We start from the raw sequence: 12406 nt of genomic DNA, 5'->3' as shown, positions 1-12406 counted from the left end.
AGCTTGAAAAAACGTCATGCTGAGCGAAGTCGAAGCATCTCGCTCGCTTCGTTGCAATCGGATTGATTACTGCTGCACGCGAGATGCCTCGGCTGCGCTCGGCATGACGTTCTTTTTAATACCCGGCGGCTCGGGTATGCCCGCACCCGCCGCTTCCTCGGCCGCCTGATGCAGCGCCAGGTTGCGGTAAGCATTCTCGGCCATCACAATACCGTTATCGACAATCACCCCAATGGCCAGCGCAATGCCCGTCAGCGACATAATATTGGACGAGATGCCAAAGGCATTGAGCAGAATGAAGCTGGCCGCGATGGTAATCGGAATCTGGAGCAGGATGCTCAGGGCGCTGCGCCAGTGGAAGAGGAAGACCAACACCACCAGCGACACCACGGCCATTTCCTCCAGCAGCGTGTGCTGGATGTTGGCCACCGATTCTTCGATGAGGCCGCTGCGGTCGTACACGATGTTGAACGACACGCCGGCGGGCAGGCCCTTGGCTACTTCGGTCATTTTGGCCTTCACGCGGGTAATTACCTCGTCGGCGTTCTCGCCGTAGCGCATCACCACGATGCCACCTACGGCCTCGCCCTGGCCGTTGTGGTCAAAGATGCCGAGGCGAGCTTCGCCGGTCATTTGCACCGTACCCAGGTCGCGCAGGCGCAGGGGCACGCCGTTGGGGCGGGTGAGCACCGGCACGTTTTCGAGAGTGGCCACGTCCTGGATGTAGCCGTTGGTTTTGATGATGTAGCCCGTGCCGCCCTGCTCAAATTTGCGCCCGCCGGCCTCGTTATTGTTGCTGCGCACCGCCGCCAGCACCTGCGGCAAACTCACGTTGTAATAGGTGAGCTTGGTAGGGTCCACGGTCACTTGGTACTCGGGCTGGAAGCCGCCGAAGCTGGCCACCTCGCTCACGCCGGGCACGGTTTGCAGGCCGAATTTCACGTACCAATCCTGCAGGGCGCGCTGCTCGCCCAGGTCCAGCTTGGGCGCGTTAAGGGTGTACCAGAGCACATGTCCCACGCCCGTGCCATCGGGGCCCAGGGTGGGCGTGAGGCCGGCCGGCAGCAGGCGCTGGGCGTAGTTGAGGCGCTCCAGCACCCGCTCGCGGGCCCAGTAGATGTCGGTGTTATCGTTAAAAATGACGTACACGAAACTCATGCCGAACATGGAGGCGGCGCGCACGGCTTTAACCTGGGCCAGCCCCTGCAGGTTGGTCACGAGCGGATACGTCACCTGGTCCTCGATAATCTGCGGCCCGCGCCCGGCCCACTCGGTGAACACAATCACCTGGTTTTCGGACAAGTCGGGAATCGCGTCAATCTTGCTGGCCCGGATGGAGAAAATGCCCCACACCAGCAGTGCGGCCGATAGCAGCAGCACCACGCCCCGGTTGCGCAGGGATAAGGAAATAAGTCGCTCAATCATTTGATTAGTTGCTGGTAGTTGAGGAGGCTGTTCAGGATTTCGGCAGCACGTCATGCTTCATCTGGCGTCCGCTTGTCGAAGCATCTCTCCTGCTTCGTTGCTACCAGCATTGATTACTTACGCGGTAGAGATGCTTCGACTGCGCTCAGCATGACTTTCTCAAAAACAGCCGTACGCGCGAAAGCCCCACGGCCGAACGGCCGGGGGCACCAGGCAACACCCAAAAGCTAAATCAGGAAGGCGTGGCCCCGCACGTAGGCGGGGCAGGCGGGCGGCGGGGCGGCAGTAGCCCGTAGCGGCGCGGTCGGCTCATCGGCCGGATAAGTGAGGATTGGCAAGCGGTAGGCCAGCCGCAACTCGGGCGGCGCAGGCACGGCCAAGAGCACCGGCAGCTTGAGCTGCGCGGTGTTAAGCTTCACATCTTTGAGGGTACTGGTTACCTTCTGGTCGTGGCAGCAGCCGGCGGGCTTTTTGGGCACCGGGCAGCAGCAAGCTGCCTCGTGAGCCACCGAAACGCCCGTCATTGTTTCCCCACAGAAGTGCATGCTGTAGACCAACCCGGGGCTGGACAGCAGGTAACTGATGAGGAGGAACAGACTAAGGAGGCGCTTCAAAGCAGCAGAACAACGAGTTAGCGGAGGATATAGCCGCGTACAAAGGTACGGCGGCTATCCAGCCAGGGTTTACACAATTCAGTGGCTGGCCTTACATAATTTGTGCCTGTCCATCCACGACTACCAGGGTAGCGGCCAGCATCAGGAAGGAGTAGGGCAAGGGTTTTGGTGGTGCGTCTGGGAAAGAAAAAAGGGGTGAGAAAGCAAATGAACAGTTATTCGCCGACAACTTATGCGGCCTGTTTATCGGCATGACTATTACCACCTTTGGTCACTACTTGCGCGTGGTTGAGGCCGGCCACCAGCAGCACCCCGCCCAGAATATTGCCCAGCAGCGCCGGCACCGTGAACCCGCCCAGCACCTGTCCCCAAGAAGCTCCACCCGATGCGGCCAGCGTAAAGACCTCTACGGTGCCGGCAATAACGTGGCTGAAGTGGCAGATGCCCACGACATAGGTGATGATGATAATTACCCAGATGCGCCCCGTGTCGGCAAAAGGTAATATCCACACCATCAGGGCAATCATCCAGCCGGCGAATATGCCGCGCAGCAGCACGGTGCCGAAGCTGGGGGCCAGCTCCTCCTGGCCCATGTGGGCAAACTCGGCCCGGATGGCGGGCTCGAACGCGTCGGAGTGCGCCACCACCAGGGCCAGGGCCAGGCAGCCCAGCAGGTTGGCTACCAGCACTACGCCCCACAGCCGCAGCACATTTCGCAGGCTGCGCCAGGTGGGCAGCTCCAGCAGCGGCAGAATCGGGGTGAGCGTATTTTCGGTGAACAGCTGCTGCCGTCCCAGTATCACCACCAGGAAGCCCAGGCTGTAGCCCAGGTTGGCCACCAGCGGACGCCAGGCCGAATCGGGCAGGTAGTGCACCATCACCCCCTCGGCCATCATCGATAGCCCCATCGACAGGCCCGCCGCCAGCCCCGACCAGAACAGCGCGTCCGACGGGCGGGCCAGTTCCTCCCGGCCTTCTTTGAGGATGGCTTCGTGAATGATTTTGCTGGATGGCGCGCTACGCTCTTTGGCCTCCTGCTGCTCTTCCTGCGCGGTTGTGGGCTGACTGGTGGTGGGTAGGGGTTGCTGCATCGGCGTAAGTGGGTTTTCAGAAAAAGGATATCCTCTCTATATACTGAAAACTACGACGGTGGTTCACCGTTGCCCGGCTACAGCCGCGTGCGTTTCAATGCCACGGTGACGGGACTCGCGCTCATGCGGTGGCGACTGTAGGCCGGGGCGCCTACATTTTCATTTTGCCCATCTTCCCGTCTTTCATCATGCCGGATTTTTTCATCTCGTCCATCGATTCCATCTTGCCGCTCATCATCATGCACTGGCCGTCTTTCATCTTCATGGTGGTGCCGTCCTTCATTTTGCAGGTGCCGTCGGTCATGCAGGTGGTGCCGTCGGCCATGGTCATGTCGGCGGTCATGGGCATCATCTTGCCGCCTTTCATCATCATCATTTTGCCGTCTTTCATCATGCAGCAGTCCTTGGACATCTTGCCTTTTTGCATGTGGCCGGCCATAGGCTTGGCAGCAGGAGTGGTTTGGGCCTGGGCATCGGTGAGGCCGGCAAACAAGAGGGCGGCCAGGATATAGGGAAGCTTTTTCATGAGTAGGAGTGAAGAATTATTGTTGGGAAAAATTGAATAGCTGGCCGGCCAGGCACCCTTCTGCCAGTTATTTGGAGACAAAATGTCGGCGCGGAATCAGTGGTAGCAAAGGTCTGCCGGGGCTGGATGGGAGGCCATGACAAGTGCGGCCTTGATGAATGAGCTTTATCATGTTTTGCGAGGCCATCCGTCCGGGAAGCAAATGCTCAACAGCGGTGCAGGCACGGAACCGCCGCTAACTAAAAACGCCCGGCGTTACCGGGCGTTTTTAAGGAAGGTGCCAGGCGTTAGGCCGCCTGAATCCGGAAACCGGCCTTCTCCACGGCCTGCACCACCTGCTCGGCCGTGAGCTTATCGGAGGTGACGGTGAGAATCTTATCGGGGTTGGCGGTATCTACCTGCCAGTTGCCGGCGCCGGCTTCCTGGTTGAGGGCGGGCGTCACAGATTTGATGCAGCCGCCGCAGTTGATGTTAGTTTTGAATTGGAGCGTTTTCATGTTGATTAGAGCTAAAGGACCACCGGTGGTCCGTATGAATAAAACGCACAAAGCGGCCGCGAGGTGCTACCAAAGGGGTACAGAATTGCGCCCCCGGCTTGCATGATTACCCGGCTCAGGCACCTGCTTCCGGGCTTAAAAGCGCAGGTTCAGGCCGCCGCCGCCGCCGAAGCGGCTGTCGTAGCTGCCCATCAGCGAGAAGTTGCGCGAGAGCAGGTATTCGGCCCCGCTGCGCCACACGACTTCTTTGGAAAAGCGGCGGTTATTGTCCAGCTTGTTCACCCACCCAAAGTCGGCCTGGTACTCGTAGTAGCCGGACACGAGCAGGCGCGGCATCACCATAATGGCCCGGCCTAGGCTCAGGCGGGGCCGCAGCTGATTGTCGATGCGGGCATCGAGGCTGAACAGGTAGGGCGTCAGGAAACGCACGCCGACCACGGCCGTGGTGGTGGTTTTGGTGACCATCCGGCCCGTGGCCCCGGGCTCGTTGAGTGGGGCGGGCTGCTGCTGCCGGGAGTTCTCCACGTTCACGCCCCCAAACACGCGGAAGTAGTCGTAGAGGTAGCGCTCGTAGGTGGCCTCCGATTCCATGTTGCGGTTCCAGCCGTTCTCCACGCTCAGGTTGAACTGGTTGCGGACGTTGGACGACACCAAGTTCAGGTTGCTCATGTGCGAGGCCACGCCGAGCATGCCCCAGGTATAATAGCGGTTGGTTTCGTGCACCAGCGTGCTCTTTGGGTAGCCCGACATTCGCGGGTCGCGAGGCGTGTCGTAGCTCACCACGCGGCCCATGCCGCTCATCAGGTGGTAGAGGACGTGGCAGTGCAGAAACCAGTCGCCCGACTCGTTGCCCAGCACTTCGATGGTGACCTGCTTCATGGGCGGCACGTTCACGGTGTGCTTCAGGGGCGAGTATTCGCCGTTTTCGTTGATGACCCGAAAAAAGTGCCCGTGCAGGTGCATGGGGTGGTGCATCATCGTCAGGTTGTTGTAGGTGATGCGGGTAATCTGGTTGCCCCGAATCGGGATTTCATCGGCCGACGACAGCGGCACGCCGTTCATGCTCCAGATATAGCGCTTCATGTTGCCGGTGAGGTTGAGCAGGATTTTGCGCACGGGCACGGTATCGGCATAGGCCGTTTTCTGCGGGGCCCGCAGGTAGTCGTAGTTGTACTCGGCGAACATATCCATGCCGCCCATGTCCATCCCCGCCATCGGTTTATCGGCGCCCATCTTCATGCCGGCCATCGGCTTATCAGCTCCCATCTTCATCCCGGCGTGAGCCGTGTCGGCGGGCATTTTCATGCCATTCATCTTCTTCGTGCCGTCCATCGGCATGCCGGCCATGGCTGGCTTGGGTGGTGCGGGCTGGTCGTTCATTTTCATGCCGGCCTTCTGGTCGTTGCCACCCATTTTCATGCCGCCCATTTCCTTTCCGTCCATCGGCTTGTCGCCGCCCATTTTCATGCCGCCCATCTTTCCATCCTTCTCTTTCTTGCCCATCTGCATGCCCCAGTTGGCTTTCATCTGCTCGGGGTCGACGTGGTGGGGGCGAAATTTGAGGGCGGGCGCGCCCATGCGCATGTCCATTTTGGCCATCTGCTGCATGAGCGCGATTTTGTCGGGCCGGGGCAGCACCGGGGCGGCCAGCACCGGTCCCGTGCCCAGATAGGCCGACGCGGTGCCGGAGCCGTCCTGCGCCATAGCCCGAAACTCCAGCTTGCCGCTGGGTGGAATTGTGACCAGGAAATCGTAGGTTTCGGCAATGGCAATGAAGGTTTTGTTGTGTTTCACCGGCACTACGTCCTGCCCGTCGGCCGCCACCAGCAGCGGGTCTTCGCCCCCAAACGTCATCCAGAACTGCGTCGAGGTTCCCCCGTTGATGATGCGCAGGCGCACCCTTTCGCCGGGCTTAAAATCGGGGTATTCCTGCACCGGCTGGCCGTTTACCAGGAAGGCGTCGTAGTACACGTCGGCAATGCCGAAGCCCTCCATGCGCTGCTTCCAGAAGTTGAGCTGCGCCCCGAAGGCCCCGCGGGCAATTACGCGGTTGAGCGGCGTGGCCGTGCCCTTGGCAATGTTGTACCACTCGGTGCCCCGCTTGAGGTAACGCAGCACATTCTTCGGCTTCTGGTTGGTCCAGTCCGAGAGCACGAGCACCAGCTCCTTGTCGTAGGTGAGGCGCTCTTTTTTGGGCTCGATGACGATGGAGCCGTACACGCCGCTCTGCTCCTGCAACAGTGTGTGCGAGTGGTACCAGTAGGTACCGGCCTGCTTGAGCGGAAATTCATATTTCAACTCCTGCCCCGGCTTGATGGGCGGCGTGTTGAGATAAGGCACCCCATCGTAGAAGTTGGGCACCAGCAGGCCGTGCCAGTGCACCGACGTCTCCACGCTCATTTCATTCTTGACGTAGATAATGGCGTAGCCGCCCTCCTTGAACCGAATGGTAGGGCCGGGAATCCCGCCGTTGACGGTCATGCCCTGCATGGTTTTGCCGGCCTTGCTCACCTGCTCCTGCCGAATAGTGAGGTGATACACGGCGGTATCCGTCTGGGCCCGGGCCGGCCGGACCGTGAGTAGCAGCAGCAGTGAAAAAAGGAAAAAAGGGTAATCTCTCATGGGGGAGTTGTTAATGAACCCGCCGCGCATAGCACTGTCATGACAGGGTATAATAGTGTAAAAACCACAGAGCCCGGCCACGAAGCGACCAGGCTTTGCTAAGCACGAAGCAGGGCAGTGGTTAGGCAGCTAGCCCCTGAGGCTCAAAGTGAATGAGGTTGAGCCTGTGCTACTTCTAACTTATACCCGTTCTGCTCCGCTTGGTTTTGCATCAACCGCCCCGGGGCTTGCATCATTTGGCGTTGCGGCTGTGGTCTGAGGGCGACCTGCCTCCTGCTGGCGGTAGGCGGACGGCGAGCACTGCGCAAAGCGCCGGAACTGGGCCGAGAAGTGCGACAGGCTGCCGTAGCCCAGCTGCCGGGCAATGCGCCCGATGTCGAGCCGGGAGGTCAGCAGCAGCTCCTGGGCGTAGGCCAGCCGGCAGCGCGTGATATAACCGAGCAAGCTTTCGGAGCCGGGCAGCTGGGCAAACAGGCCGTGCAGCTGGCGCACACTCAGGCCCATCTCCTGCGCCAGGGCAGGAATGAAATCGCGGTGCCGCGTGCTGCGGATTTTCCAGCAGGGCAAAGCCGGCCGCCGCCAGCACTTCCCGGACGCGGGCCCAGTCCAGTTGCTCTTCCGCGCCGGCCACGGTGGCGGCCCCCAGCCGCACATCGAGCACCCGCAGGCCCAGGCTTTCCAGCTCCTGCCGCACCATCCGAATACCCCGGGCGCAGACCATGTGCTTGATATAAAGCACACAGCCGGCCTCGGGCGCAAAGGATGGGGCAAGAACCATGAGTAAGTGCTTCAAGAGTATCCGAACAGGCAGCAGTCCTGGCCATTCGGATAGCTACCAAGCAGCTGCAAAAGTAGAATAGCCTATCCGATGGCGTCGGACAGCCGCTATTACCCGTAAAGCAGCCAAAGGGTGCCGGCGGGCCGACATCCGAAGCTATGAATCGAACGATAATGCGGCATTATGGCCTGCTCCAGGATATTTTCTGAGGTTAGCAAGCCGTTTTCGTACGGCATTTATTGTCGAAATAATGCAAGTACAGCACGTAATTCTATTAGGCCACCAATGCTGGCAACAGTACAAAGCCTGATATTCAATCCACCTCGAATGGTACTGCCATCCGTCAAATTATGCAATTCTGCGGCGGTATTCAGTACCAACTTCCCTGCCGGAGCGCCGTTCCTTTGTAAGGTGGCTGTGGGCTGCCTCCGCTGAGTAGCCATGCCCGGCAACCACCTGATAACCTGCATTTCTATGGAACCAACTACCAAAACCGAAACCCTCGACATCGAAGGCATGACCTGCGCCTCCTGCGCGTCGGCCGTGGAGAAGTCGCTGAGCCGGGCCCCCGGCGTGCAGAGCGCGATGGTCAATTTCGCCACCGAGAAGGCCACCGTGCACTACCTGCCCGGCCAGGCCAGCCCCGCCACCCTGAAGGAAGCCGTGGTCAATGCCGGCTACGGGGTGCTGGAGCGCGCCCCCGATACCAGCGCCGCTGAGCGCAGCGCCGAAATAGACCGCCAGAAAGCCCTGGCTTATCAGAAACTTAAGCGCCGCTTTTGGGTGGCGGTGGGCCTGGTCGTCGTCATCATGCCGCTGAGCATGCTGATGCTCTGGCCCGCCATGATGGCGCGAATCAACGTGCAGTGGCTCAACTACCTGCTGCTGCTGCTCACGCTGCCCGTGCTGGCCTACAGCGGGCGCGAATTCTACGTGTCGGCCTGGAATGGCTTTAAGCACCGGTCGGCCAACATGGACACGCTCATTGCCGTGGGCACCGGCGCGGCCTTTCTCTACAGCCTGGCGGCCACTGTGGTGCCCGGCTTTTTCACCAGCCGGGGCCTTATGCCCGAGGTGTACTACGACACCACGGCCACCATTATCGCCCTGATTCTGCTGGGCAAGGTGATGGAGCTGCGCGCTAAAACGCAGACCTCGGCCGCCATGCGCAGCCTCATCGGCCTGCAGGCCAAAACCGCCCGCGTGGTGCGGCCCGGCGGCGCGGAAGTCGACGTGCCCATCGAGCAGGTGCAGCTCGGCGACATCGTGGTGGTGCGCCCCGGCGAAAAAGTGGCCACCGACGGCCGCATCACCGAAGGCCAGTCGTCGCTTGACGAGGCCATGCTCACCGGCGAAAGCCTGCCCGTGGAAAAGAAAACCGGCGACCCGGTGTTCGGGGCCACGCTCAACAAAACCGGCTCCTTCCGCTTTGAAGTAACCAAAGTCGGCTCCGATACCATGCTCTCGCAGATTGTGAAGCTGGTGGAAGACGCCCAGGGCAGCCGCGCGCCCATTCAGCGGCTGGCCGATAAGGTTAGCTCCATTTTCGTGCCCACGGTGGTCATTATCTCCATTCTCACGTTCGTGATTTGGTTTGACCTGGCCCCGGTCGATACGCGCCTGCCGCTGGCCCTGGTCAATTTTGTGGCCGTGCTCATTATTGCCTGTCCCTGCGCGCTCGGCCTAGCCACGCCCACGGCCATCATGGTGAGCACCGGCAAGGGCGCCGAGCATGGGGTATTGATTCGCAACGCCGAAGCCCTGGAAAAAGCCTACCAGGTAAACACCGTGCTGCTGGATAAAACCGGCACCATCACCCGCGGCGAGCCGGCCGTGACGGACTTCGTGGTCCCCGGTCAGGACGGCCCGCGCCTGTTGCAGCTGGTAGCCGCCGTGGAGCGCCAAAGCGAGCATCCGCTGGCCGAAGCTGTGGTGCGCCACGCCGACGCCCAGGGCAGCAGCAGCCTGGCCACCACCGGCTTCCGGGCCGTGGAGGGCAAAGGCGCCACCGCCACCGTCGACGGCCAGGCCGTGTTCATCGGCAACCGCCGCCTGCTGGCCGACGAAGGCATCACCCTTTCGCCCGAGCTCACCGCCCAAGCCGAGCAATTGCTGAGCCAGGCCAAAACCGTGCTCTACGTGGCCGTGGCTGGGCAAGCCGTAGCCCTGCTGGGCGTGGCCGACACCGTGCGCGACACCTCCGTCGCCGCCATTAAAGAGCTGCAGGCCCTGGGCATTGAGGTGGTGATGATGACGGGCGACAACCCGCAGACCGCCGCCCAGGTGGCGGGCCAGGTGGGCATCACCCGCTACTTCGCCGAAGTGCTGCCGGCCGACAAGGCCGGCAAGGTGAAGGAGCTGCAGGCCGAGGGCCGCATCGTGGCCATGGTGGGCGACGGCATCAACGACGCGCCCGCGCTGGCTCAGGCCGACATCGGCCTCGCCATCGGCTCGGGTACTGATGTGGCGATGGAAGCGGCCGGCATCACGCTCATGCGCTCCGACCTGCACGGCGTGGTCACGGCCATCGAGCTGAGCCGCCAAACCATCCGCACCATCAAGCAGAACCTGTTTTTCGCCTTCATTTATAATACGCTGGGCATTCCCGTAGCGGCCGGGCTGCTGTATCCGTTCTTCGGCATCCTGCTCTCGCCCATGCTGGCGGCGGCGGCCATGGCGCTCAGCTCAGTTTCGGTGCTCACCAACTCGCTGCGGCTCAGGGGATTTTCCCCAATTAAAAATTAAAAATGATGAATTAAAAATGTGCGTTTTGCCCGTAGCAGCGCCGTTTTATTCAGGAGCCATTCGGGCTGATTTTTAATTTTTAATTCATCATTTTTAATTCAACAAAATGGACACAACCGCCATTATCGTCACCATCGTCGGCCTGGGTTTAGCCGCCTTTGTGCTGTGGTACTTCTTCTTCTCGGCCCGCCAGACGGCCAGCGCCGTTTCCTCGTCCAGCGGCGTGCAGGAAGTGGACATCACGGTGAAAGGTGGTTACTCGCCCGACATCATTGAAGTGGAACGCGGCAAACCCGTGCAGCTGAGCTTCTACCGCGACGAGGAAAACAGCTGCTCAGAAGAGTTGCTGATGCCCGATTTCAGCATCCGCCGCGACCTGCCGGCCTTCAAAACGACGCTGGTGGAGCTGCTGCCCGAAAAGGCCGGCACCTTCCCGTTCACCTGCGGCATGGGCATGCTGCGCGGCAGTTTGGTGGTCAAATAATGCCGCATCCCCTGAAAGCCGACGTCAGCATTGCCCACGTGCTGCCGCCGCCCGGCTCGCACCGGCTGCTGATTAAGAACATGGTCTGTCCCCAGTGCATCCGGGTGGTGGGGGAGGACCTGGCGGCCCTGGGTCTGCAGGTGCACCGCGTGGCCCTGGGCGAGGCCGACGTATCAACGCCCGATGGCGCGGCCCCCGACTGGGCCGCCATCCGGAGCCGCCTGCAGGCGGCCGGCTTCGAGTTGCTGGAAGACCCCCGCGACCAGCTCGTGGACCGCATCAAAACCCTGCTGGTGGCCCTGATTCACTACCCCCCGCCCGGCCCGCGCCTGCTCAACTACTCCGCTTACCTGGCCGAGCACCTGGAGAAGGATTACCACTACCTTTCTCACCTGTTCTCCGCCTCCGAAGGCCTCACGATTGAAAAATTCACCATCCGCCAGAAGGTGGAGCGGGCCAAGGAGCTGATTGGCTACGGCGAACTGCCCATGGCTGAAGTGGCGCAGCAGCTGGGCTACAGCAGCCCGGCGCACCTCTCGCGGCAGTTCCGGCAGGTCACGGGCCTCACGCCCACCGAATTCCAGAAGCTGGGCCCGGCCTCGCAAGCCCGTCGTAGTTTGGATTCGCTGATTTGAGCCGGAAACCGGTATGCCGCTCTTTAAGTAGGTAGCCAGTAATAGTTAGTCAGTAATCAGATTTCAGCTATCTAAAAATCAGTCAATTGATTTCTGTCTGACTAGCGATTACTGATGACTGACTACCTGGTAGGCCGGTCGGGCCGCATTGACACAAAAAAGCCTTCCCGCTACGCTACGTAGCGGGAAGGCTTTTGAATTGCTGAAGGATTGGAACCGGGCTATTTGCCGCCCGCCCGCCGCATGCGGTAGGAGTCGACCTGCTGGCGTAGCACGGCCAGCAGGGAACCATAGCGCTGCCGGGCTTCGTGGGTGTCTTCCAGCTGTTGAAGGCGGGAGTTGATTAGCTCCGAGAAATCTTCGACGGAATAGGTACGTTTCGGCGCGTTAATCACGGGCGGAGCAACAAGTTGAATCGGGCAGTATAGCGAGGTCGCTACGGCATATACGTAGCGCTTCAAAATTAAGACTTAAAACCGAAACAAGGGCCGGGCCGGATTCCAGATGCCCCATGGAATCATGAGCAGCACGAGCAGCAGCGCTACGCCGTAGTAGAGCAGGGATTTACGGTGCTTCTGGGTGCTGTCGGCGGTTTTCTTCACCACGATGCGGCCGACCTGGGCCACAATGGCGGCCAGAATCATTACGGCAACGTGCTCCATGCCGAAAAAGCGGGCGGTGGGGTCTTTCATGGCGCCGGCCTGCTTCATGGCGTTCAGGCCCCAGGGGCTGAGGCCGAAGTACAGCCCAAAGCCGATGAGCACCTGCAGCCACATAAAGCCCGAGAAAGCGGCACTCATGCCGTTATCGGCGCTGAGGTAGGGGCGGCGGCCGGAGTAGCCCACGTAGGCCCTGTACACGGCAATAGCGCCGAAGATGAGCACGAACCAGCGGGACCAGGAGTGCAGAACGAGAAGGGTTTGGTACATGATGAGGTGAAAAAAAGTAGCAAAATTACCCCGATGGCCGGGGCGGTAAAGGTACGTGGG

General features: G+C 60.7%; 12 protein-coding genes. 3 read left to right on the top strand and 9 right to left on the bottom strand.

What is annotated here, in order from left to right; translation table 11 throughout:
- Positions 1-66: 66 nt before the first annotated feature.
- The 7 genes from HBN54_RS12005 to HBN54_RS11975 form a co-directional block, all read right to left on the bottom strand.
- Positions 67-1425, bottom strand: coding sequence for an efflux RND transporter permease subunit (locus tag HBN54_RS12005; RefSeq protein WP_235955506.1), 1359 nt, complete (start codon positions 1423-1425; stop codon positions 67-69).
- 227 nt (positions 1426-1652) lie between these two features.
- Positions 1653-2039, bottom strand: coding sequence for an HYC_CC_PP family protein (locus HBN54_RS12000; RefSeq protein ID WP_168673449.1), 387 nt, complete (start codon positions 2037-2039; stop codon positions 1653-1655).
- 230 nt (positions 2040-2269) lie between these two features.
- A complete protein-coding gene (locus HBN54_RS11995; RefSeq protein WP_168673448.1) occupies positions 2270-3130 on the bottom strand; it encodes a formate/nitrite transporter family protein in 861 nt (286 codons plus the stop codon).
- A gap of 151 nt (positions 3131-3281) precedes the next feature.
- On the bottom strand, positions 3282-3656 hold the full coding sequence (locus tag HBN54_RS11990) for a DUF6799 domain-containing protein (RefSeq protein ID WP_168673447.1): 375 nt from the start codon (positions 3654-3656) through the stop codon (positions 3282-3284).
- A 287-nt stretch (positions 3657-3943) separates the two neighbouring features.
- Positions 3944-4153 carry a heavy-metal-associated domain-containing protein gene (locus HBN54_RS11985; protein ID WP_168673446.1) on the bottom strand — a complete coding sequence of 70 codons (210 nt, stop codon included), beginning with the start codon at positions 4151-4153 and terminating at the stop codon, positions 3944-3946.
- Between the two features lie 135 nt (positions 4154-4288).
- Positions 4289-6775, bottom strand: coding sequence for a multicopper oxidase domain-containing protein (locus HBN54_RS11980; RefSeq protein WP_168673445.1), 2487 nt, complete (start codon positions 6773-6775; stop codon positions 4289-4291).
- Positions 6776-6955: 180 nt separating this feature from the next.
- Complete coding sequence (locus HBN54_RS11975; RefSeq protein ID WP_168673444.1) at positions 6956-7342, bottom strand: helix-turn-helix transcriptional regulator; 387 nt, start codon at positions 7340-7342, stop codon at positions 6956-6958.
- Positions 7343-8027: 685 nt separating this feature from the next.
- On the opposite strand from HBN54_RS11975, the gene HBN54_RS11970 reads away from it, so the two are divergent.
- From HBN54_RS11970 to HBN54_RS11960, 3 genes are all read left to right on the top strand, one after another.
- The gene (locus HBN54_RS11970; RefSeq protein ID WP_168673443.1) at positions 8028-10298 is read left to right on the top strand and encodes a heavy metal translocating P-type ATPase; all 2271 of its coding nucleotides are present in this window, start codon (positions 8028-8030) and stop codon (positions 10296-10298) included.
- A gap of 106 nt (positions 10299-10404) precedes the next feature.
- Positions 10405-10782 (top strand): cupredoxin domain-containing protein, encoded by a 378-nt coding sequence (locus HBN54_RS11965; protein ID WP_168673442.1) that lies wholly within the window; start codon positions 10405-10407, stop codon positions 10780-10782.
- The gene (locus tag HBN54_RS11960) at positions 10782-11417 is read left to right on the top strand and encodes a helix-turn-helix domain-containing protein (protein WP_168673441.1); all 636 of its coding nucleotides are present in this window, start codon (positions 10782-10784) and stop codon (positions 11415-11417) included. The genes HBN54_RS11965 and HBN54_RS11960 overlap by 1 nt, the downstream gene beginning before the upstream one ends.
- A 221-nt stretch (positions 11418-11638) precedes the next feature.
- On the opposite strand, the gene HBN54_RS11955 is transcribed toward HBN54_RS11960, so the two are convergent.
- The gene (locus HBN54_RS11955) at positions 11639-11812 is read right to left on the bottom strand and encodes a hypothetical protein (protein ID WP_168673440.1); all 174 of its coding nucleotides are present in this window, start codon (positions 11810-11812) and stop codon (positions 11639-11641) included.
- A gap of 75 nt (positions 11813-11887) precedes the next feature.
- Complete coding sequence (locus tag HBN54_RS11950; protein ID WP_168673439.1) at positions 11888-12346, bottom strand: hypothetical protein; 459 nt, start codon at positions 12344-12346, stop codon at positions 11888-11890.
- Between the last annotated feature and the right edge of the window lie 60 nt (positions 12347-12406).

Source organism: Hymenobacter artigasi, assembly GCF_012275535.1.
Taxonomy (GTDB): Bacteria; Bacteroidota; Bacteroidia; order Cytophagales; family Hymenobacteraceae; genus Hymenobacter; species Hymenobacter artigasi.
Note: the sequence above shows the minus strand (reverse complement) of the source record. Positions and strands in the feature narration are given on the sequence as shown.

Coding starts and splice junctions, on each gene's coding strand:
- HBN54_RS12005 (WP_235955506.1), bottom strand. CDS start 1,425: ATGATTGAGCGACTTATTTCCTTATCCCTGCGCAACCGGGGCGTGGTG.
- HBN54_RS11995 (WP_168673448.1), bottom strand. CDS start 3,130: ATGCAGCAACCCCTACCCACCACCAGTCAGCCCACAACCGCGCAGGAA.
- HBN54_RS11990 (WP_168673447.1), bottom strand. CDS start 3,656: ATGAAAAAGCTTCCCTATATCCTGGCCGCCCTCTTGTTTGCCGGCCTC.
- HBN54_RS11985 (WP_168673446.1), bottom strand. CDS start 4,153: ATGAAAACGCTCCAATTCAAAACTAACATCAACTGCGGCGGCTGCATC.
- HBN54_RS11980 (WP_168673445.1), bottom strand. CDS start 6,775: ATGAGAGATTACCCTTTTTTCCTTTTTTCACTGCTGCTGCTACTCACG.
- HBN54_RS11970 (WP_168673443.1), top strand. CDS start 8,028: ATGGAACCAACTACCAAAACCGAAACCCTCGACATCGAAGGCATGACC.
- HBN54_RS11965 (WP_168673442.1), top strand. CDS start 10,405: ATGGACACAACCGCCATTATCGTCACCATCGTCGGCCTGGGTTTAGCC.
- HBN54_RS11960 (WP_168673441.1), top strand. CDS start 10,782: ATGCCGCATCCCCTGAAAGCCGACGTCAGCATTGCCCACGTGCTGCCG.
- HBN54_RS11950 (WP_168673439.1), bottom strand. CDS start 12,346: ATGTACCAAACCCTTCTCGTTCTGCACTCCTGGTCCCGCTGGTTCGTG.